Below are 20,114 nucleotides of genomic sequence, written 5' to 3' on the forward strand. Positions count from 1 at the left end.
GGCAGGTGGGCGGACGGTAGGACAGCCTGGTTGCGGTGACCGCGAGGTGTTTCGGCATATGAGGGAGGTCGGCCCTTGACCTGCGCGTCCGCCTTCGCCTTCGCCTAGATGCGAAGAGCGCGTCCGCCTTTGGCCACCCGTATTCCTGCGCAGGCAGGAATACAGGGCCAAGCCGACCAACGCCTTGCGGTGCTTGGGACCCTGAGCTCCTGCCTTCGCAGGAGCACGGTCGGGGGCTACCAGAGGTTTTCCCTTTTGTGGGATCAGGGCGCCGTTAGCGGCTGGCGCGCATCTCACCGCCGCCTTCCCGACTGGGCCCCGGCCTTCGCCGGGGTGCGGGTCGGTTATAGGGCGATGGTTCCCTTCTGCTGGCCGGTTCTTCTGCTGCTGGCCGTTTCCTCGCAACGGTTGGCCGCGCGTATCGGCAGCCGAGTCGGCCGTTAGTTTGACTTTAAGGGTCTGGTTGCACAGGGGAATGGCTCGACCGGGTCGGGCGGTCGACACAAGGGGCGCGCCTTTCTTGTTCTTGCGCAGCGATCACGAACTGCAATTCGCCGGCGGCGCCAGCGCGCGCTCGTTCGGTCGCATGGAGGCGCCGGCGCGCGCCGCGACGCTGGGCGACCGGCTGCAACTGCGCTTCCCCCATTTCGAACTGGCGCCGGACCTGGGATCCCAGATCGGCTCGCGCGAATGGTGGCGGGGCGCTGCCACCTGCGCCGCGCTGCTGGCGGTCGGCTGGATGCTGTCGCCGGGGATCGGGCGGCCGATCCGGGCGGCGGTTCCCGCAGCACTCGACGGCCGCGACTGGGAAGAAGCGCGGGCGCAGGCCTTCGGCGCGCGGGCGCTGGGCGCGACCAGCGGCATGCGGATGGCGGCCACCGCAGGCGTGCGGCCACTCGCCGATACGCCGGAGCGGCCGATCCTGGAACTGACCGCGACGCTCGGCAACGGCGGCGGGCTTGCGGGCGTGCTCAAGCGATCGGGCGTCGGGGCCGAGGATGCGGCGCGCGCGGTAGCGCTGATCGGCAGCCGGGTGAGCCCGGGCGAGCTCAACCCGGGCACGCGCCTCGACATCACGCTCGGCCGGCGCGAGACCAAGGCGCAGCCGCGGCCGCTGGAGAAACTGGCGTTCCGGGCGCGCTTCGACCTGGCGCTGGAGCTGGCGCGGGCCGAGGGCGGGCTTGCGCTCAAGCCCATTCCGATCGCGATCGACCACACGCCGCTGCGCGTCCAGGGGCGGGTGGGGAGCAGCCTCTACCACGCCGCCCGTGCCGCCGGCGCGCCGGCCAAGGCGGTCGAGGCCTATATCAAGTCGCTGTCCACGCGCGTGCCGATGGGCCGGGTGGGGGGCAACGACCGGTTCGACATCATCATCGAGCGCCAGCGCGCGGAGACCGGCGAGGTCCAGCTGGGCAAGCTGCTCTACGCCGGGCTGGACCAGGGCAAGCGATCGGTGCGGCTGCTGCGCTGGGAAGAGGGCAGCAAGGTCCAGTGGTACGACCCCAAGGGGATCGGCCAGCGCCGCGGCGGCATGACCATGCCGATCAACGGCCGGCTGACCTCCAACTTCGGCTGGCGCGTGCACCCGCTGCTGCGCTTCCGCCGGCTGCACAAGGGGCTCGACATCGCCGCACCGACCGGCACGCCGATCCGGGCGGCCGCGGACGGCGTGGTGGCGCGCGCCGGACGGGCCGGCGGCTACGGCAATTTCGTGAAGCTCAACCACAATGGCGGGCTGGCGACCGGCTATGGCCACATGAGCCGGATCGCGGTGCGCGCGGGCCAGCGCGTGCGGCAGGGCTCGGTGATCGGCTATGTCGGATCGACCGGCATCTCGACGGGGCCGCACCTTCATTACGAGCTGTGGAAGAACGGCGCGGCGGTGAACCCGCGCTCCGTGTCGCTGGCGAGCGTGCAGCAGCTGAGCGGCGAGGACCTGCGGCGGTTCAAGGCGACCTATGCGCGGCTGATGGCGGTGCCGACGGGGGCCGCGAAGGCGGACTGACGCCGCCGCCGGTGAGTGCCGTGCTCCTGCGTAGGCAGGAGCCCAGAGCCGAACACGCCATCACTTGGAACCCTGGGCTCCTGCCTGCGCAGGAGCACGAGGAGGAGAGCGGTGCGGGTTAGCTGCCGTTACCTCCCCGCGCGCCAGCGGCGGATGGTGCGTTCCAGGATCGCCTCCTCGCCACCCGTTTCGCGCCAGAGCTGGGAGAAGAGCGGGTCACCCGAGGCGGGGCGCTGGGCCTCGTCGAGCGAGTCGAAGCGGACGCGCACGGGGGTGGTGACGCCCTCGCCCGAGATGATGCACTCGCGGTTGCGCAGCGCCGGGATGGTGTCGAGGAAGCCGCGGGCCCCCTCCGGCATCGCGGCACGGACGAACGCCTGGTCGCGATCGTTGTTGAGGCGCATCGAGAGGATGGTGCCGCATTGCGACAGCACGCCTTCGGCCAAGTCCGATGGCCGCTGGGTGATGAGGCCGAGCGACACGCCGTACTTGCGGCCTTCCTTGGCAATACGGCTGAGGATGCGGCCGACCGAGGAGGCGTCGGCGTTGCGCTCGTTGGGGACGTAGCGGTGCGCTTCCTCGCAGACGAGTAGGATCGGGCGCTGCGGTTCGTTGCGCGACCAGATGGCAAAGTCGAACACCATGCGGCTGAGGACCGCGACCACCACCGAGGTGATCTCGCTCGGCACGCCCGAGACGTCGATGATCGAGATCGGCTTGCCGCCCGAGGGAAGGCGGAACACGCGCGACAGGAACGACGCCATCGTGTCCGCCACCAGCATGCCGGAGAACATGAAGGCGTAGCGGGGATCGGCCTTGATCTCGTCGATCTTGCCCTTGAGCCGCAGATAGGGCGCGGTGTCGCCCGCGCGGTCCATCTTGCCCATTTCCTGGGCGAGGATGTTGGTGAGGTCCGACAAGAGGTACGGGATCGGCGCGTCGACGGTGAGCTTGCCGATCTCCTGCGCCAGCCGGTTCTTGGAACGGGCGGCGAGCAGGCATTTGGCGAGGATGTCGGCATCCACCTGCCGCTCGGAGCCGGAGGTGGTGAGCAGCACCTCGCAATGCTCCTCGAAGTTCATCAGCCAATAGGGCATCTGCAGGTTGGACACGTCGTAGAGCGCCCCGATCCCCTCGAACGCGGCGGAATATTCGCCGTGGGGGTCGATCATCACGATGTGCCCTTCCGGGCTGAGATCGCAGATGCGGTGGAGGATCAGCGCGGCGGCGGTCGACTTGCCGGTGCCGGTGGAGCCCAGCAGCGCGAAATGCTTGCCGAGCATGGCGTCGACCTGGAGCGCGGCGCGGATGTTGTCGGTGGGATAGACGGTGCCGATCTCGATGTGCGCGCGCTCGTCGGCGGCGTACATCTGGTGGAGGTCGGCGGTGGCGAGCGGATAGACGGGCGTGCCCGGCATCGGATAGCGGGTGACGCCGCGGCGAAAGCCGTGGAGGCCGCCGGTGGCGCGGTCCTCGTCCGCTTCGCCCAGGAAGTCGATGGTGGCGAGCGCCTGGCGCTCCTCTTCGGGTGCGGCGCGGATCGCGCGGACGTTGGCGATCAGCCAGTTGCCGCCCGCGCGGATCTTCACCTGGCTGCCGATCTGGCCCGCGGCGGCGATCGCGGGATCGGGATCGTTGGTGAGGGTGTTCACCGTTTCCAGGTTGAGCAGGATCTGGCTGGCCGATCCGGCGATCTCCGTCACCGCACCGATCGCGCGCAGCGGCGCCGCCCGTGCGGCGGCATCATGGAAGGATCGCGCGCCCGTCGCTTCTGTCACCTGCAACTCCTCGGTCTTTGGGTCGAGCGATGCGCGGGCGATGGTAAAGAATGCGTTCCCTTGGGCGCGCAGTGCGCCGTCAGAAGCGCCGCCACAAGGAGCCGGCGGCCCAGCCGAACAACACCGACAGCGCGACCGCGACCAGGCCGTAGGCGAGCGAGTCGTGCTCGGCGGCCTGCTCGACGAAGCGTTCGAAGCCGGACTTGCGGATGTCGATCTCCCGCACCGCGGCTGCCAGCACGCGGCCGTCGCGGATCAGGAAGGTCTCGGCGGTGAAGCGGCCGACCGGCACGCGCGCAGGGATGTCGACCGCGGCGCGATAGAGGACGCCGTCGGTGATCTCCACCGCACCCGGCGCCTCGTAATAGAGGCCCTGGCGGCGCTGGAGGTCGACCAGGCCGGCGGCGAAGCGCGCCTGTTCCTCCGCCGTGGCGCCCGAGGCGGGGGAAAGCTGGAGGCTGTCGAGGCCGAGTTCGTAGATGGCGCGGGTGCGGTCGTCGACCAGCTGGCTAATCGGCTTGGACGAGGCGATCGCATAGAAGGAGGGGGCCGAGCGGAAGCGGGTGCGCGCGGCGTTGACCCAGATACCGGCGACCTTTTCCTTTTCCCGCATGACGATCGACTGGGCGGGGCCCTTCACCACCACCACGACATCGGCAGGGTGATCGGCGTCGGGCTCGCGGCCGCCGGGATAGAGGATCGCTCCGAACAGCAGCAGTTCGGCACCGGTGAAGCTGTAGGCGATCTGGATGTCGCGGCGCGACACGTCGGGGACGAGCACGGGCTTCGCCGCGGTGGCGCCCAGCAGCAGCGGGACCAGCAGCAGGGCGAGCGCGCGCCTCACGACAGTTCGATCGTGTAGATCTCGTCGGGCCGCCAGCCGAGCCCGAGCGCCATGCGGAAGGCGACCGCCAGCACCATCAGCGCCAGGATCAGGCGCAGATATTCGGGCTTCATCACCTGGGCGAACCGGGCGCCGATCTGGGCACCGGTGACGGAGCCGATCAGCAGCAGCACGGCGAGCACGATGTCGACCGCCTTGGTGGTCATCGCATGGACCAGCGTTGCGGCGGCGGTGACGAACAGGATCTGGAACAGCGAGGTGCCGACCACCACCCGCGTGCCCATGCCGAGCAGGTAGAGCATGGCGGGCACCAGCACGAAGCCGCCGCCGACGCCCAGCAGCACCGTCAGGATGCCGACGGCGAAGCCCAGCAGCAGCGGCGCGAGCGGCGAGATGTAGAGGCCCGAGGCATAGAAGCGCCAGCGCAAGGGGAGCGCGGCCACGAACGGGTGGTGGCGGCGACGGGCGGCGGGCGGAGCCTTTGCACCGCGCAGCACGCGGATGCTGCCGACCGCCTCCTTCAGCATCAGCCCGCCGATCGAGCCCAAGAGCAGCACATAGATGAGCGCGATCACCGTATCGATCTGGCCGCTCGCCTGGAGCAGCCGGAAGATGCCGGCGCCCGCGATCGAGCCCATGACGCCGCCGACCGTCAGCACCGCGCCCATGCGCACGTCGACGCCGCCGCGGCGGAAGTGCGCGAAGACGCCCGACACGCTGGCGCCCGTCACCTGGCTGGCGGCCGAGGCGGCGGCGACCGTGGGCGGGATGCCGTAGAAGATCAGCAGCGGCGTGGTCAGAAACCCGCCGCCGACCCCGAACATGCCGGAGAGGAACCCCACGCCGCCGCCGAGCAGCACGATCACGAGCGCGTTGACCGACAGGTTCGCGACGGGGAGGTAGAGGTCCATTGTCCTGTCGATAGCCGTTTGGCCGGGCGGGACAAAGCCTTCAGAAATCGGTGCCGAGGGTGAGCGCCGGGCCGGAGCCGGGGGCGGCGTTGCCGGCGACCCGCTGGCGCCATTCGGCGGCGAGCCGCAGCTTCGGCCCGCCGGTGGGCACGGTGGCGACGAGCGAGGGGCCGATGTCGAGCCGGCTCGCGCCGCGCTGGGCGCCGCCCCAGGCGCCGGCGCCGAGCGCCAGCTGGAGGCGCTTGCCGCTTGAAACCGGGTGAAGCAGCCGGACGGCACCGTCGGCATAAGGCTCCCGCCGCGCGCGCAGGACGACGCCGGCCTGGCCATAGCCCTCCACCTGCAGCCTGCCGACGACCGGGGTGGGGTTGATGCCCGCGATCGCGCCGAGGCCGGTTCCGTCCGGGCCGGAGTCGAGCGCGATCCGCCGTTCGAGCAGGATCGAGACCGGGAGCGGAAGCTTGAGCGGTTGCCACTCGACGCCGAGCCCGGCCTCCTTGCCGACGCCGCGCAACGGGCTGGAGAGGCGGCCGGAAAGCGCGAGCGTGCGGCTGAGCGCATAGCGGATGCGCGCGCCGGCCTGGCTGCCGCCGAGCTGGGCCGGGCCGAACGCGCCGTCGCCGGCCATGCTGCCGCCGCGCGCGACCAGCCAGGCGCTCGCCGACCAGCGGCGCGGCGCCTGGGGCTGGGTAACCAGGGCCAGGGCGGGTTCGGGCGAGGTGGCGACCTGCGGCGTGCGCGTCCCGCCCGGAGCCGACTCGGGGATGGACGAGATCGTGGCCGCAGCCGAGTGGAAGACGGGCGAGACGCCGGGTTCGCGCAGACCGGGAAGCACGCGCTCCGGCGACATCGCGTCGACGAAGCGCGGGTGCGCGGCCGGCTGGGGAAAGGCGAACAGCGGCGCTGCGGGCATGGGGCTGAGCCCGGCCGGCGTCTCGGACGCTTCCGCGACCGCGGCGAGTTCGGCGCCCGGCCACAGCAGTGTCGCACGCGCGCCGGTCCAGCCGACCAGCACGAGCAGCAGGAACTTGATCGGCCTTCCCGCGCCCGTCATGCCGCGGCTTCGCCGGCAAAGGTGGGGAAATGATGCGCGGTCTTGTCCCAGCGCAGCTCGGCGCCGCGCAGCATGGCGAGATAGCGAAAGATCGCGCGGCGGGCGGCGAGCAGCGCCACCAGATTGGCGATGATGGCGCGCGGGACGGAGCGGGCCCCCTCCTTCCAGCCGCAGCGCCTGCCGACGAAATGGGCGCGCATCGCGATCCGCCAGAGCAGCAGCGCGCTGTTGAGCATCAGCAGCAGCCGCATCGCGGGCGTGGCGTCGGCGCGGCTGGTGCCGATCAGCCAGTGGATGCTCTCCGAGATGCCCCAGCAGACCAGTGCCACATAGGCGGCGGCGAGCACGGGCACGGCCAGGATGGTGCGCCGGTCGCGCATCCGCATCCAGTGATCGGTCGCGCGGCCGCGCGCCGCCCAGCCGATCCGGTCCCAGCCGGCGAGCGCGATGCCGATCATCCACCGCGCTTTCTGCCGGACGGCGGCGTCGAGCGTGGCGGGGAAATAGGCGCGCACCCCCACCGGCTGGTCGCCGCCGGTTTCCCGCACGTTCAGGAACAGCCCGCGCCCGCCGAGCATGGCGATGGTGAGGCCGAGCTCATAATCCTCGGTGAGGCTCGCCTCGTCGAACGGCACGCCGCCGCGGGCGATGGCGATGCGCGCCAGCATCGGCACGGCGATCGCGCACCCGGTGCCGGCAAGCGGCAGCCCGGCGCCGAGTGCCTGGCGCACCGGCATCAGCTTGCCATGCGCCTCCGCGAATTCGTCGATGTAGTGGCCCGAGATCCAGCGCGAGCGGGGATCGGCGAGCGGCAGCACCGGCAGCTGCACGGTGGTGGCATGGTCTAATCCCTGGTCGAGCAGCCGAAGCTCCTCGGGGTGGACGAGATCCTCGGCATCGTGGAGCACCACGCCCTTGAACGGATGGCCTTCCGCCCGCTGGTCCGCGAGCAGCGCATGCCACAGGGCGTTCAGGCAATCGGCCTTGGTGGTCGGGCCGGCACGCGGGCAGACGACCAGGCGGACGCGCGGGTCCTCCTGCGCGACGGCCTGCACGGCGGAGACGGTCGCCGGGTCGTTGGAATAGGTGCCGGCGTAGATGCGATAGTCGGGATGGTCGAAGCGGGCGAGCGCGCTGCGCAGCATCAGCCCGATGACGGCTGCCTCGTCCCAGGCCGGGACGAACACCGCCAGGCGTCCGGGAGTGTAGGCACCTGGAGGCGTGGGCTCGGCAGCCTTGCGCCTAGGGCGCAGGCGACGCCCGAAATGGACCAGATCGGTCGCCAGATCGTCGGCACCGCCGATGAGAAAGCCGAACGCCGCGAACAGCACGACTTCGTGCAGCACGCCATCGAGCACTCCGATTGCCGTCGCCAGGCCCCCCACAGCGAACTCCCCCGATTCGGATGCGGTGACTATGTAGTAAACACGACGTTAGGCAAGTTGGTACGTAGTAGTAGGTGTTTGGGTACTTCGTATCTGTGGAAAACTACGTGCTGCATTCGACGTGCGACTTGGAGGGACGTGGTAAAAACAGGTCGCGCATCTTTGGAGTTCGCCCGCACCTGGACCCCGGCCTCGGCCCGGGTACGGGGAGCGCGCCGTCTCTTGGGGGCGGTGTTCGGCGGGGCGCAGGGGGGCGTCCAGGCTGCGCGTCGGGCGCCCGCAAAGGCGCGGACGCCGGGCCGGGGCAGGCGGCGCGGCCTGCCCCGAGGACGGTGCGCCTTACCAGTAGAAGTTGCGGATCACGTCCACCACGCGGCCGCGGCGGTAATCGACCAGCAGCACGTCGTCATAGTGGCGGACCCAGCGCAGGCCCGGACGGGCCGGCGGCAGGCGGTAGCGCCACGGATCGGCGATCACATAGCGGCCGCCGTAATAGGGCGGGGCGATGCGGCCGCCGACGCGGAAGCTGGAATAGCGGAACGGCGCCTGCCAGGGGCCGCGGGCGTAGAGCCGCCGGTTGCCGTTGCGGTACGCGCGCCAGTCGTCGCGGCCCCAGCGATGATCGCGGGCATAGCGGGGCGGCGCCGGCCGCACGCCCGGACGAACGTCGTGGCGGTCGTAGCGGCCGCGGGTCTCGTGGCGGCGATCGTCGCGATGATCCCGGCGATCCCAGTGCTCGCTGCGGGGCTGGGCGCTCGCGGCAGCCGGGGCGACCACGCCGGACAGGACGGTCGTGGCGGCAAGGGCTGCAAGGATAAGGCTACGCATGGGGGCTCCTCTACACTGCGGGCATTGCCCGATGTGGAGGGGATAGCGCCCCGTCGCTGAACGGCCCGCAAACCGGTTCGTCAGGGAAACGAAAGCTGCGCGTCCGCCGCGCAGCCCCCGAAAGCTTACTGGTTCGGGTTGCCGCCGCCCGGGCCGCCGCCCATGCCGGCCGCGCCCACGCTGCCGATGTTGCCGAACAGATCCTGGAAGAAGCTCTGATGGCGGCCGAGCGTCGGCGTCTTCTTGCCCGACGGGCTGATCGAGGCGACCTGTTCGATGCCGGTGCGGTCGATCGACTGGACGGTGCCGTTCTGGTCGAAGCGGACGCGGATCGTGGTCTGCTCCTTCGGGTTCGGGCGATTGAAGGCCAGGTTGCGGCTGTCGCGCGACAGATAATACCATTCGGTGTTGCCGCTGCCGAACTGGCCGGTGAAGGTCGGGTGGCCGAGCGTGCTGGTCACCGACTCGCGATTGTCGACGCCCGGCTGGACGGCGTTCACGAGATCGGCGTCGATCACATAGCCCTGGTGCGTGCGCACGCGCGTGCAGCCCCCCAGGCCCAGCGCGGCCAGCGCCACGGCGGCAACGGCAATGCCGTGGTGCGCAAACAGCTTCATCGACTTCCTCCAGCAAACCCGGCGGGCGATTGCATCACGCGCCGATCGCCTCAATATGCGGGCCGGCGGTGCGCGACAAGGCCGCCCTCCGTTTCCGTCTTTCGAAAGCCGTCATGCGCCTGCTCGACCTGTTCCGTTCCCCGCCGCCCGATCCGCTCGCCCCCCTGTACGACGCCGTGATCGCGCGGGCGCGCCAACCGCACTGGTATGTCGAGGGCGCGGTGCCCGATACCACCGATGGCCGGTTCGACATGCTGGCGGCGGTGCTGTCGATGGTGCTGCTGCGGCTGGAGGACACGCCCGAGGGGGCGATGCCGGCGGTGCGGCTGGCCGAGCGGTTCGTCGACGACATGGACGGGCAGCTGCGCCAGTCCGGCATCGGCGACATCGTGGTCGGCAAGCACATCGGGAAGATGATGGCGATGCTGGGCGGAAGGCTGGGCGCCTATCGCGAGGGGCTGGCGACGGGTGCGCTCGCGCCGGCAGTGCTGCGCAACCTCTATCGCGGCGAAGACCCGGGTGCTGCCCCGCTCGCGCATGTGGCGGGCGGGCTGGAGGCGCTGCACCGCGCGCTCGGAGAGACGGCGATCGACACATTGCTTGCTGGAAGGCTTCCCGAATGACCCCGACCCCTGAATTCAGCCGGCCGCACCGGCTCGACCGCATCGGCACGGGCGACAGCGACGTGCGGGTCGAGGCGAGCCCGGAGGAGCGGGCGGCGCTGGCCAAGCGCTTCCGCCTCGTGTCGATCGACGTGCTGGCGGCGGACTTCACGCTGCGCCGGGATGCGGCAGGCGTGGTGGCGCGCGGCACGCTCAAGGGCGCGGTGGTGCAGAGCTGCGTCGCGACCGCCGAGCCGGTGCCGGCGACGATCGACGAGAGTTTCGCGCTGCGCTTTCTTCCGGAACGCACGCCCGAGGGCGACGAGATCGAGCTGTCGTCCGAGGAATGCGACACCATGTTCTTCGAGGGCGGCGCGATCGACCTGGGCGAGGCGGCGGCGGAGACGCTGGCGCTGGCGCTCGATCCGTTCCCGCGCGCGCCCAACGCCGACGCGATCCTGCGCGAGGCGGGCGTGGTTGGCGAGGACGAGGTGCAGCCGTTCACGGCCTTTTCGGTGCTCAAGGACAAGCTGAAATAAGGTGCCCGTGACCGCCGGTTCGTCGCCCCGCCGCCCGGGCGTGGTGCTGGCGATGCTGCTGCTCGTCTACAGCTTCAACTTCCTGGACCGGCAGATCCTGAGCATCCTGGCGATGCCGGTGAAGGCAGACCTGAAGCTTTCCGATTCGCAGCTGGGGATGCTGGGCGGGCTGGCGTTCGCCACGCTCTACTGCACGCTCGCCATTCCGCTGGCGATGCTGGCAGACCGGACGAGCCGCAGCTGGGTCATCACCGTCAGCCTGGCGGTGTGGAGCGGGTTCACGGCGCTGTGCGGGACGGCGCAGGGCTTTGCGCAGATGTTCCTGTTCCGGGTCGGCCTGGGGGTCGGCGAGGCGGGGGGCGTCGCCCCCTCCTACGCGCTGATCGCCGACACCTTTCCGCCCGGCAGGCGGGCGCGGGCACTGGCGATCTATGGGCTGGGCATCCCGATCGGATCGGCGGTCGGCGTGCTGCTGGGCGGGGCGATCGCGGCGGCGGTCGAATGGCGCACGGCGTTCGTGGTGATGGGGGTGGCGGGGCTGCTCACCGCGCCCGTGTTCCGGTTGCTGGTGCGCGATCCGCCGCGTACGCGGACCGGGCAGGCGCCGCTGCTGCCGGTGTTCGGGATGCTGGCACGCAAGCCGAGCTTCTGGCTGCTGTCGCTGGGCGGCGCCGCCGGATCGACCGCGGGGTACGGCATCGCCTTCTGGCTGCCGAGCCTGATGATGCGCAGCTTCGGGCTGGACTTGGCGCAGACGGGGCGGTTCGTGGGCGCCTTGCTGCTCACCGGCGGGGTTGCGGGCATCCTGCTGGGCGGGGTGATCGCCGATCGCTGGGGGCGGCGGACCAGGCGCGCCTATGCCCTGGTGCCGGCGATCGCCTATGCGGCGGGGGTGCCGTTGCTGGCGGCGGGGCTGCTGGCGGGGTCCTGGGTCGCGGCGTTCGCGCTGTTCCTGGTGCCGCAGGCGCTGGTCTATGCCTGGCCCGGGCCGCTGCTGACGGCGGTGCAGCAGCTGGTGCCGGCGGCGATGCGCAGCACCGCGAGCGCATGCTTCCTGCTCATCAACAACCTGATCGGGCTGGGGCTCGGATCATGGCTGGTGGGGGCGCTGTCGAAGGCGCTGACGCCGCAGCTGGGCGACGAGGCGCTGCGCTATGCGCTGGTGGCGGCGCTGGTGTTCTACCTGGTCGCGGGCGCGCTGATGGCGGCGGCGGCGCGGGTGCTGCCGCGCGACTGGGTCGACGAGTAGCGACAGCGGGGGCGGGGCGCCCTATATCGGCCGGGCCGGCGCAACGACGCCGTGCACGCAGGAGAGATATATGACCGCCGCCGACCCGACCGTGATCCTGTCCTATGCCCGCACGCCGATGGGCGGGTTCCAGGGGGCGCTCGCGGCGGTGCCCGCTACCCGCCTGGGCGCTACCGCGATCCGCGCGGCCGTGGAGCGCGCAGGCGTCGCCCCGGAGGATATCGAGCGCGCCTATATGGGTTGCGTGCTGTCGGCGGGACTCGGCCAGGCGCCGGCGCGGCAGGCGGCGCTCCATGCCGGGCTGCCGCAGTCGGTCGAGGCGACCACGGTCAACAAGATGTGCGGATCGGGGATGAAGGCGGCGATGATGGCCGCCGATGCGCTGGCGGCGGGATCCTGCGACCTGATCGTGGCGGGCGGCATGGAGAGCATGTCCAACGCGCCGTACCTGATGACCAAGCACCGCGCCGGCGCGCGCATCGGCCACGACACGATCTACGACCACATGATGCTCGATGGGCTGGAAGACGCCTATGAGCCCGGCCGCGCGATGGGTACCTTTGCCGAGGACAGTGCCCGCGAATACCAGTTCACGCGGGAAGCGCAGGACGCGTTCGCGATCGAATCGCTGACCCGCGCGCAGGCGGCGCAGGCCTCGGGCGCGTTCGACCGGGAGATCGTCCCCGTCGAGGTGGTGGGCCGCAAGGGCAGCGTTACCGTCGCCGCCGACGAGCAGCCGGCGAAGGGCGACGTCGCGCGCATCCCCACGCTGAAGGCCGCGTTCGCCAAGGAGGGCACGATCACCGCCGCCAATGCCTCCTCGATCTCGGACGGGGCGGCGGCGCTGGTGCTGGCGCGCCAGTCGGTGGCGGAGGCGCGCGGGCTCAAGCCGATCGCGCGGATCGTCGCCCATGCCGCGCATGCCCGCGCGCCTGCGCAGTTCACCACTGCGCCGGTGGGGGCGGTGCAGCGCGTGCTCGACAAGGCGGGCTGGTCGGTCGGCGACGTCGACCTGTTCGAGATCAACGAGGCGTTCGCCTGCGTGGCGATGATCGCGATGCAGGACCTGGGGATCGCGCATGACCGGGTGAACGTCCACGGCGGCGCCACCGCACTGGGGCACCCGATCGGCGCCTCGGGCGCGCGGGTGCTGGCGACGCTGTTGTCGGCGATGGAAGCGCGCGGCGCCCGGCGCGGCGTCGCCACGCTGTGCATCGGTGGGGGCGAGGCGACCGCCATGGCGGTCGAGCGGATCGATTCATGATTATTGGGGGGAGGAACTGCCGATGCGTCGTCGTGACCTGTTGGGGGCCGGCATGGCCCTGCCGCTAGCTTCCAGCGCGCTTGCCGCGCCTGCACCGGCGCTCCCCAGGGGCATCCGGCGGCTGTCGCCGAAACTCGACGCGATCCTGGATGCCAACGCGCCGGTGGAGATACTGGGCGGCGGCTATCAGTGGTCGGAGGGGCCGGTGTGGGTGCCGCGCGGCGGCGGCATGCTGCTGTTCTCCGACGTGCCGGCCAACCGCATGTGGCGCTGGCGGCGGGACAAGGGCTTCGACCTGTTCCTGGAGCCGTCTGGCCTCGTAGGACCGATCCCCAAGTCGATTCGGGAGGCGGGATCGAACGGGCTGGCGCTCGACGGGCGCGGGCGGCTGCTGATCGCAGACAGCGGCAGCCGCGTGGTGGCGCGCCTCGACTTCGCCACCAAGCGCAAGACGACGGTGGTGGACCGGTTCGAGGGCAAGCGCTTCAACAGCCCCAACGACGTGATCTGCGCCAGCGACGGCGCGCTCTATTTCACCGATCCGCCCTATGGACTGGCGGACGAGGGCGAGTCGCCATTGCGCGAGCTCGACTTCTGCGGCGTGTATCGGCTGGCGCCGGACGGGCGGCTGGAGGTGGTGGACCGCAGCCTCACCCGGCCGAACGGCATCGCCCTCTCGCCCGATGAGGGCACGCTCTACGTCGCGGTGTCGGACCCCAAGGGGCCGGTGCTGGTCGCCTATACGCTCGACGCGCGCGGCATGCCGACGGGCAAGCGCGTGCTGGTGGACTTCGCCGCCGACGTGGCGGCGGGCCTGCCGGGGCTGCCGGATGGCATGAAGGTCGCGGCGGAGGGGCATCTGTTCGCGAGCGGCCCCGGCGGCATGCACGTGCTGAGCCCCGAGGGCGAGCGGCTGGGCCTGATCCAGAGCGGCGACGTCATCTCCAACTGCACGATCGGCGAGGGCGGGGCGGCGCTGTACATGTCGTCGAACCATGCGATCGCGCGGGTTTCGTTGAAGCCGCAGGGGTAGGCTGCGTTACCACCCGTACCCCGGCGGAGGCCGGGGCCCAGTTGGCGTGGTCTCCGAGGTTCGGCGCTCCCCTCTGCCGCTATCCCACCTGGGCCCCGGCCTTCGCCGGGGTACGCAAGAAGGGGGGATGGGAAGGCGTCATTCCCTATCCGTGCTCCCGCGCAGGCGGGAGCCCAGGGTTTTTATCGCTGACGGTGGTTTGCTTGGCCCTGGATCCCCGCCTTCGCGGGGATACGGTGGGAGCGCGTCGTCCGCCCAAAGGCGGGGAGGGGGACCGGGCCCTCGCCGCGAGTCAGAGAATGCCCGGGAAGGTGCCGCCGTCGATCAACAGGCTCTGCCCGGTGATGTAGCCGGCGTGGGCCGAGCAGAGAAAGGCGCAGGTAGCGCCGAATTCGGCCGGGGTGCCGAGCCGCCTGGCGGGGATCGAGGCTTCGCGCTTGGCGCGCTCCTCGGCCTCGCTCGCGCCGGACTTCGCCGCCGCTTGCGCGACGATGCTGGCGATGCGGTCGGTGTCGAAGGCGCCCGGCAGCAGGTTGTTGATCGTCACATTGGCGTGGGCGACCGAGCGGGCGACGCCGGCGACCAGGCCGGTGAGCCCGGCACGCGCGCCGCTCGACAGGTCCAGGCCGGGGAGCGGCATCTTCACCGATCCCGAAGTGATGTTGACGATCCGCCCGAAGCGCCGCTCGACCATGCCCGGCAGCAGCGCGTGGATCAGCAGCGTCGGGGTGACGAGGTTGTTCTCCAGTCCGGCGCGGATCTTGTCGGCGTCGAGGTCCTCGAACGGGCGGAGCGGCGGCCCGGCGTTGTTGTTGACCAGGATGTCGGCATCCGGCGCGGCGGCGAGCAGCGCCTGGCGTCCCGCCTCGGTGCCGACGTCGGCAGCCACTGCGATCACCTCCGCGCCGGTCGATTGCCGGATCGCCGCGGCCGTCGCCTCGAGCTTTTCGGCGTTGCGGCCGTTGAGGATGATGCGTGCGCCCGCCTCAGCCAGCGCCTCTGCACAGCCGCGGCCGAGCCCGGCGCTGGAGGCACAAAGGATGGCGGTGCGGCCGGCGATGCCCAGGTCCATGGTCTTGCTCCTTTTTTTGCGCGCCTGTCCGTTCCCGTTGGCGGCGGATTTGCGTTGAAACCGCGCATGGTCCATTTTGGGGCCCGGACAAAGAGTTGAGTGGCGCGTGACGACGGTAGAGCAACTGCAGGAAAGCGCGCCGGTCGGCCATGACCTTTCGGCCTGCGATCGGGAAGCCATCCACCTCTCCGGGGCGATCCAGCCGCACGGGCTGCTGCTGATCGTCGATGCGGCGACGCTCAGGACCGTCGCCGGTGCGGGCGACCTGGAGGCGCGGCTTGCGCCCGACTGGCTCGACCGCCCGATCGCGGAGCTGATCGGCCAGGACATCGCCGCGCTGCTGCGATCGGCCGACATGGGACCTGGCGGCACGCTGCGCCTGGCGCCGGTGGCCGGCACCGAGGGACCGCTGGAGGCGAGCCTCCACCGTTCGGGCGACATGCTGATCGTCGAGCTGGAGCCGCAGCCGGAGCCGGTGCGACCGGCGATCGAGGTGCTGGTCGGCCTGGAGCGCGCGGCCGCGACCTTCGAGCGGGCGGCCGACCTGGTCCAGCTGTGCGAGCGGGCGGCGGTGGCCTTTCGCCAGCTCACCGGCTTCGACCGGGTGATGCTCTATCGCTTCCTGGACGATGGCGCGGGTGTCGTGCTGGCGGAGGACCGGGCGCCGGGGCTCGACAGCTTCCTCAACCATCATTTTCCCGCCTCCGACATCCCGCGCCAGGCGCGCGCGCTCTATGTGCGCAACCGCGTCCGCGTGATCCCGGACGCGCACTATACGCCCGCGCCGATCCGGCCGGAATCGGCGAACCAGGGCGGGATCGACCTGTCGGACGTGGCGCTGCGCAGCGTCTCGCCGATCCACCTCCAGTATCTGCGCAACATGGGGGTGGAGGCGTCGGCGTCGATCTCGATCGTGCGCGACGGCGTGCTGTGGGGGCTGGTCGCCTGCCATCACGACAGCCCGCGCCGGATGGATCCGGAACTGCGCGCCGCCGCCCGCGCGCTGGCGAGCGGCCTCGCCCGCCAGATCCGCGCGCAGGAGGAAGCCGAAAGCTATCGCGAGCGGCTGCGGCTGCATGCGGGCGAGGACCTGGTCACCGCGCGGCTGGGCGGCGAGCAGCCGATCCGGGTGCAGCTGGCCCAGTGCGGCAAGGAGCTGGCGGAGCTGCTGGATGCCGACGGCTTTGCGCTGGTGTGCGGCGATAGCGTGTCGCGCGAGGGGCATTGCCCCGAGGACGCGGACCTGCTGCGGCTGGCCGAGTGGGTCGACGGGCAGGGCGGCGGGCTGGTGGTCAGCCGGGAGCTTTCGACGCTGTTCCCGCCGGCCGAGGGCTATGCCGGCGTCGGCAGCGGGCTGCTGGGCATGCCGATCGACGGCACCGAGTGCATGGCGCTGTGGTTCCGGATGGAGGAGGTCGAGCGCGTCAACTGGGCCGGCAATCCGCACAAGGCGGTGGAGGTGGAGCCCGGCGCGGTGCTGACGCCGCGCGCCTCGTTCGAAAGCTGGTCGCAGATCGTGCGCGGACGCGCGCGCCGCTGGACGCTGGAGGAGGTCAAGGCCGCCCACCGGCTGCGCGGCGTGCTGCACGACCTGCGCCAGCGGGTGCGGCTGCGCGAGCTCAACGGCCAGCTGTCGGCGGCGAACCGCGAGCAGGAGCTGCTGCTGCGCCAGAAGGACGTGCTGATGCACGAGGTGAACCACCGCGTGCAGAACAGCCTGCAGCTGGTTTCCGCCTTTTTGGGCATGCAGGCGCGCGCGGTTGGCGATGCCGACCTGACGAGCCACCTGACCGAGGCGCAGGCGCGGCTGTCCGCGGTCGCGCTGGTCCATCGCCGCCTCTATCGCGACGACCAGGTCGAGGCGGTGGAGCTCAGCCGATACCTGGACGAGCTGATGACCGACATGCGGGCGTCGCTTGGGGCGGACTGGGGATCGGCGCTGCGCGTCTATCTCGCGCCGGTGCTGGTGCCGACGGGCCGCGCGGTGGACATCGGGCTGATCACGACCGAGCTGGTCATCAACGCGACCAAATACGCTTATCCGGGCACCACCGGCCCGATCACGGTGATGCTGGAGCAGCACCGCGCCAACCTGCGGCTGATCGTCGAGGATCAGGGACGCGGCAAGAGCGGCGCCGGCGAGGGCTTCGGCAGCCGGATGATGAAGGCGCTCGTCGGCCGGCTGGGCGGCGAACTGGCGTTTGAGGACAATGCGCCCGGACTGCGCGTGATCCTGACCGCGCCGATCGAGGAAAGCGGTCGCTAGGCGGCTTCGGCCGCCTGCTGGTAGAGCGCGAAGCTGGCGGCGGCGCCGGCAAGCGCGGCCTCGATCCAGCCAGGGCCACCGGCCTCGCCCGCCTGGTCGAGCCAGGCGAGAAAGGCGCGCCATTCGCCCTTCTCATGCGCGGCGGAGAGGTAGCGCGCGGGGAGCCCCGCGCCGACCTGCCGCGCGAGATAGACGCCGCCCAGGCGCGATCCCTCGACCACATAGGCGAGGCCGGCGATCGCCGCGCCACCTTCCGGCAGCGCGAGCGGCAGTTCGGGCGGAAGCGGCCGGCCGAGGTCTGCGAGGTCCTGGACCAGCAGCGGGGTGCGCGGGCGCCAGCGGGGAAGCGCCGGGGCCGCTGCCATCGCCGCCTCCGCCACCGGCAGCGCGCGCGCGTGCGCGACCAGCATCGCGGCATAGCTGTCGCGATCGGCGAGATCGAAGCGTGCGAAGGCGGCGTCGACGCGCTCGTGCGCGGCGCGGGTGGTCTCGCGGAGAAGGGCGCTGGCGTGCATCGCGGCGGCTGTAGCGCCGGGGCCGTGCGGGGTCGAGCCTGCGGGTCGCGTGGCCCAGTGCGTGCGCTTGCGGCCTACGGCTTCGTGCTCCCGCGTAGGCGGGAGCCCAGGGTAGCGGGAGCAGGCGGGGGTTGTTTTGCTTGGCCCTGGGTCCTCGCCTGCGCGGGGACACGGGGTGCGCTTTGCTTCTGGGGACGTTCCAACTGGGCCCCGGCCTTCGCCGGGGTACGGAGGAGAAGGGGCTCCGGCCCTAGCCCAGGCGGGCGGCGGCGGTGCGGAGGTCTTCGACGAAGCGGGCGTATTCGTCTTCGGCCTTGGCCCGGTCGGGGATGCGCAGCAGGTAGCTGGGGTGGACGGTGATCCAGCCCTCGCCGCCGCTGGGAAGCGCGATCGCCTGGCCGCGCTCGCGGCTGATGGTGACAGTGCGGCCCAACAGCGAGCGCGCGGCGGTGGCGCCGAGGGCTACCGTCACCTGCGGCTTCACCAGCGCGGTTTCCTGTTCGATCCACCAGCGACAGGCGTCGATCTCGCCCGCATCCGGCTTGCTGTGGATGCGGCGCTTGCCGCGCGGCTCGAACTTGAAGTGCTTGACCGAATTGGTGACGTAGACCGTCGAGCGATCGACGCCGGCTTGGGCGAGCGCGCGGTCGAACATCTGGCCGGCGGGGCCGACGAAGGGCTTGCCGGCCAAGTCCTCCTGGTCGCCGGGCTGCTCGCCGACGAACATCAGCCGCGCGTCGACCGGGCCTTCGCCGAACACCGTCTGGGTGGCGGGCTTCCACAGGTGGCAGCGCTTGCAGCCCATCGCCTCTTCGCGCAGCGCCTCCCATGCGGCCTGGATGTTGCCGCCGATCTGGGTGCGGGCCTTGTCGATCATGCCTGCCTCTCGTGCCTGGGCGCCCGCGATCAGCTGTCCCACCAGCGCGGTCTCGGGCATGTTCTTCCAATATTTGCGCGGCATTTCCTTGAGCATCGCGCCCTTCTTGAGCCGCGCCGGGTTGAAGATGGAGGCATAGTAGGTCTTCCACACCTCCTCGACCGGATCGCCCTCGGGCGCGTCGGCGCGGGTGGCGCCCGGGCCTTCGGTGAGCAACTCGCCGTCCCAGTGTAGCGACACCTCCGGCGTCAGGATCGACCAGCGCATGCTGGCGAAGCGGTTGACGAAGAAGGCGGCGTTGGCGCGCACGATGTGATGCTCGGGCTCGAACCAAGCGACATAGCGGCTGGTGCCGTCGTCCTCCGCCACTTCGCGGAAGCGCAGGAAGGCGCGCATCTTGTGGATGTCGCGGCGGACTTCCTTGGCGAGCCCTTCCAGCTTGCGAATGAGCGGGTCGGCGCGATCCTCGATCAGCCGGGGCTGGGTGCGGAGGCGACACAGCAGCGTGTAGAGCAGCGCGAACCGGTCGGGCGCCGCGGACATGACGACGTCGCGGGCGAGGTCGAGAAAGGCGCGCGGGACCGAGAAGCCAGGACCTGCGGGAGAGGCTGTCGGCGGAGCTTCGGGCGCACCTTGCGCGAACAGGTCCGCGACCGCGTCGCCGGTGCGCCACACCACCTGGTCGGGCGCCACCCCCTCGGCCGCGAGCCCGCGCGCGGCGTCGCGCCACGCGTCGAAGTCGTCGGGGGCCGGGAGGGTGACGCCGCGCACGTTACTCGCGCTCGTCACTGCCGGGCGGGTTGTCGCGGGCTTCCTCCAGCTCCTTGGGCTTGCGGTCTTCGTAGATGTCGGCGAGCTTTTCCTCGGTGGCGTCGTCGAGCTCCTCGGCGGCGGCGGGGAACATCTCTTCCTCCTCCTCGTCGATGTGGTGCTCGTAGCGGCGGCGCATGTGGAAGAACTTCTCCTTCCATTCGTCGGAGTCGAACTCGAGGTTCATGAGCTCGCCGAGCACATCGTCGACTTCCTTGTGCTCGGAGACGGAGTGGCGGGCGTCGTCGCGAAGCTCGGGGTCGCCGAGCATGGTTGCGTAGAGCGACTCCTCCTCGGCCGCGGCGTGGCTCTGCAGTTCGAGACGGAACTCCTCGAACAGCTGCTGGCGCTCCTCGGCAGGCGTGGAGAAATCGGCGAGCCGCGCGAGCATGCCGCGCTGCTTGTCGTGGTCGCGCTTCAGGTCCTGGTAGATGCGGGCGTCCGCCATGATGTTCCTCCCTGGGT

Annotated in this window: 18 protein-coding genes; 7 read left to right on the forward strand and 11 right to left on the reverse strand. The window is 71.1% G+C overall.

Going from position 1 to position 20,114, the window contains the following annotated elements:
- Positions 1–520 precede the first annotated feature (520 nt).
- Positions 521–2,005, forward strand: coding sequence for a M23 family metallopeptidase (locus EDF69_RS05375; RefSeq protein ID WP_132882639.1), 1,485 nt, complete (start codon positions 521–523; stop codon positions 2,003–2,005).
- Positions 2,006–2,133: 128 nt separating this feature from the next.
- On the opposite strand, the gene EDF69_RS05380 is transcribed toward EDF69_RS05375, so the two are convergent.
- The 7 genes from EDF69_RS05380 to EDF69_RS05410 all read right to left on the reverse strand — a co-directional run bounded on the left by EDF69_RS05380 (position 2,134) and on the right by EDF69_RS05410 (position 9,422).
- Positions 2,134–3,783 (reverse strand): ATP-binding protein, encoded by a 1,650-nt coding sequence (locus tag EDF69_RS05380; protein ID WP_204991320.1) that lies wholly within the window; start codon positions 3,781–3,783, stop codon positions 2,134–2,136.
- Between the two features lie 79 nt (positions 3,784–3,862).
- Positions 3,863–4,627 carry a TIGR02186 family protein gene (locus EDF69_RS05385; RefSeq protein ID WP_132882637.1) on the reverse strand — a complete coding sequence of 255 codons (765 nt, stop codon included), beginning with the start codon at positions 4,625–4,627 and terminating at the stop codon, positions 3,863–3,865.
- Complete coding sequence (locus tag EDF69_RS05390; RefSeq protein ID WP_132882636.1) at positions 4,624–5,538, reverse strand: sulfite exporter TauE/SafE family protein; 915 nt, start codon at positions 5,536–5,538, stop codon at positions 4,624–4,626. The genes EDF69_RS05385 and EDF69_RS05390 overlap by 4 nt, the downstream gene beginning before the upstream one ends.
- 40 nt (positions 5,539–5,578) lie before the next feature.
- Positions 5,579–6,592 carry a hypothetical protein gene (locus EDF69_RS05395; protein ID WP_239555309.1) on the reverse strand — a complete coding sequence of 338 codons (1,014 nt, stop codon included), beginning with the start codon at positions 6,590–6,592 and terminating at the stop codon, positions 5,579–5,581.
- Positions 6,589–7,977, reverse strand: coding sequence for a glycosyl transferase family protein (locus tag EDF69_RS05400; protein ID WP_339538007.1), 1,389 nt, complete (start codon positions 7,975–7,977; stop codon positions 6,589–6,591). Before EDF69_RS05400 ends, EDF69_RS05395 begins: the two co-directional genes overlap by 4 nt.
- A 339-nt stretch (positions 7,978–8,316) precedes the next feature.
- On the reverse strand, positions 8,317–8,805 hold the full coding sequence (locus tag EDF69_RS05405) for an RcnB family protein (protein ID WP_132882635.1): 489 nt from the start codon (positions 8,803–8,805) through the stop codon (positions 8,317–8,319).
- A gap of 125 nt (positions 8,806–8,930) precedes the next feature.
- Positions 8,931–9,422: an outer membrane protein assembly factor BamE gene (locus tag EDF69_RS05410; RefSeq protein WP_125959084.1), complete on the reverse strand. Its 492-nt coding sequence runs from the start codon at positions 9,420–9,422 to the stop codon at positions 8,931–8,933.
- 113 nt (positions 9,423–9,535) lie between these two features.
- Between EDF69_RS05410 and EDF69_RS05415 the strand changes: the two genes are divergently transcribed.
- The 5 genes from EDF69_RS05415 (at position 9,536) to EDF69_RS05435 (ending at position 14,109) form a co-directional block, all read left to right on the forward strand.
- Positions 9,536–10,045, forward strand: a complete 510-nt coding sequence (locus tag EDF69_RS05415; protein WP_125959083.1) for a ubiquinol-cytochrome C chaperone family protein — start codon at positions 9,536–9,538, stop codon at positions 10,043–10,045.
- Positions 10,042–10,563 carry a YceD family protein gene (locus EDF69_RS05420; RefSeq protein WP_132882634.1) on the forward strand — a complete coding sequence of 174 codons (522 nt, stop codon included), beginning with the start codon at positions 10,042–10,044 and terminating at the stop codon, positions 10,561–10,563. Before EDF69_RS05415 ends, EDF69_RS05420 begins: the two co-directional genes overlap by 4 nt.
- Positions 10,564–10,615: 52 nt before the next feature.
- Positions 10,616–11,812 (forward strand): spinster family MFS transporter, encoded by a 1,197-nt coding sequence (locus tag EDF69_RS05425; RefSeq protein WP_132882668.1) that lies wholly within the window; start codon positions 10,616–10,618, stop codon positions 11,810–11,812.
- 70 nt (positions 11,813–11,882) lie between these two features.
- Positions 11,883–13,076, forward strand: coding sequence for an acetyl-CoA C-acyltransferase (locus EDF69_RS05430; protein WP_132882633.1), 1,194 nt, complete (start codon positions 11,883–11,885; stop codon positions 13,074–13,076).
- 22 nt (positions 13,077–13,098) lie between these two features.
- Entirely contained in the window at positions 13,099–14,109 is a 1,011-nt protein-coding gene (locus EDF69_RS05435) for an SMP-30/gluconolactonase/LRE family protein (protein WP_132882632.1), read from the forward strand.
- A 292-nt stretch (positions 14,110–14,401) separates the two neighbouring features.
- Here the strand turns inward: EDF69_RS05435 and EDF69_RS05440 are convergent, their stop codons facing one another.
- Positions 14,402–15,181: an SDR family oxidoreductase gene (locus tag EDF69_RS05440; RefSeq protein WP_132882631.1), complete on the reverse strand. Its 780-nt coding sequence runs from the start codon at positions 15,179–15,181 to the stop codon at positions 14,402–14,404.
- A gap of 106 nt (positions 15,182–15,287) precedes the next feature.
- Here EDF69_RS05440 and EDF69_RS05445 point away from each other — a divergent pair, with 106 nt between their 5' ends.
- Complete coding sequence (locus EDF69_RS05445) at positions 15,288–17,447, forward strand: histidine kinase dimerization/phosphoacceptor domain -containing protein (RefSeq protein WP_132882630.1); 2,160 nt, start codon at positions 15,288–15,290, stop codon at positions 17,445–17,447.
- Here EDF69_RS05445 and EDF69_RS05450 read toward each other — a convergent pair.
- From EDF69_RS05450 to EDF69_RS05460, 3 genes are all read right to left on the reverse strand, one after another.
- Positions 17,444–17,962 (reverse strand): biliverdin-producing heme oxygenase, encoded by a 519-nt coding sequence (locus EDF69_RS05450; RefSeq protein WP_132882629.1) that lies wholly within the window; start codon positions 17,960–17,962, stop codon positions 17,444–17,446. The genes EDF69_RS05445 and EDF69_RS05450 overlap by 4 nt on opposite strands.
- Before the next feature lie 250 nt (positions 17,963–18,212).
- Positions 18,213–19,610 carry a UdgX family uracil-DNA binding protein gene (locus EDF69_RS05455; RefSeq protein WP_132882667.1) on the reverse strand — a complete coding sequence of 466 codons (1,398 nt, stop codon included), beginning with the start codon at positions 19,608–19,610 and terminating at the stop codon, positions 18,213–18,215.
- Between the two features lies 1 nt (position 19,611).
- The gene (locus tag EDF69_RS05460) at positions 19,612–20,097 is read right to left on the reverse strand and encodes a hemerythrin domain-containing protein (RefSeq protein WP_125959072.1); all 486 of its coding nucleotides are present in this window, start codon (positions 20,095–20,097) and stop codon (positions 19,612–19,614) included.
- Positions 20,098–20,114: the final 17 nt, after the last annotated feature.

Origin of the sequence: Sphingomonas sp. JUb134, assembly GCF_004341505.2 — a bacterium.
Taxonomy (GTDB): domain Bacteria; phylum Pseudomonadota; class Alphaproteobacteria; order Sphingomonadales; family Sphingomonadaceae; genus Sphingomonas.

What these genes read in the sequence shown, in the direction of transcription:
- EDF69_RS05415 (WP_125959083.1), top strand. Translation starts at nt 9,536, where the DNA reads ATGCGCCTGCTCGACCTGTTCCGTTCCCCGCCGCCCGATCCGCTCGCC.
- EDF69_RS05435 (WP_132882632.1), top strand. Translation starts at nt 13,099, where the DNA reads ATGCGTCGTCGTGACCTGTTGGGGGCCGGCATGGCCCTGCCGCTAGCT.
- EDF69_RS05450 (WP_132882629.1), bottom strand. Translation starts at nt 17,962, where the DNA reads ATGCACGCCAGCGCCCTTCTCCGCGAGACCACCCGCGCCGCGCACGAG.
- EDF69_RS05460 (WP_125959072.1), bottom strand. Translation starts at nt 20,097, where the DNA reads ATGGCGGACGCCCGCATCTACCAGGACCTGAAGCGCGACCACGACAAG.
- EDF69_RS05425 (WP_132882668.1), top strand. Translation starts at nt 10,616, where the DNA reads ATGCTGCTGCTCGTCTACAGCTTCAACTTCCTGGACCGGCAGATCCTG.
- EDF69_RS05420 (WP_132882634.1), top strand. Translation starts at nt 10,042, where the DNA reads ATGACCCCGACCCCTGAATTCAGCCGGCCGCACCGGCTCGACCGCATC.
- EDF69_RS05410 (WP_125959084.1), bottom strand. Translation starts at nt 9,422, where the DNA reads ATGAAGCTGTTTGCGCACCACGGCATTGCCGTTGCCGCCGTGGCGCTG.
- EDF69_RS05440 (WP_132882631.1), bottom strand. Translation starts at nt 15,181, where the DNA reads ATGGACCTGGGCATCGCCGGCCGCACCGCCATCCTTTGTGCCTCCAGC.
- EDF69_RS05395 (WP_239555309.1), bottom strand. Translation starts at nt 6,592, where the DNA reads ATGACGGGCGCGGGAAGGCCGATCAAGTTCCTGCTGCTCGTGCTGGTC.
- EDF69_RS05405 (WP_132882635.1), bottom strand. Translation starts at nt 8,805, where the DNA reads ATGCGTAGCCTTATCCTTGCAGCCCTTGCCGCCACGACCGTCCTGTCC.
- EDF69_RS05430 (WP_132882633.1), top strand. Translation starts at nt 11,883, where the DNA reads ATGACCGCCGCCGACCCGACCGTGATCCTGTCCTATGCCCGCACGCCG.
- EDF69_RS05390 (WP_132882636.1), bottom strand. Translation starts at nt 5,538, where the DNA reads ATGGACCTCTACCTCCCCGTCGCGAACCTGTCGGTCAACGCGCTCGTG.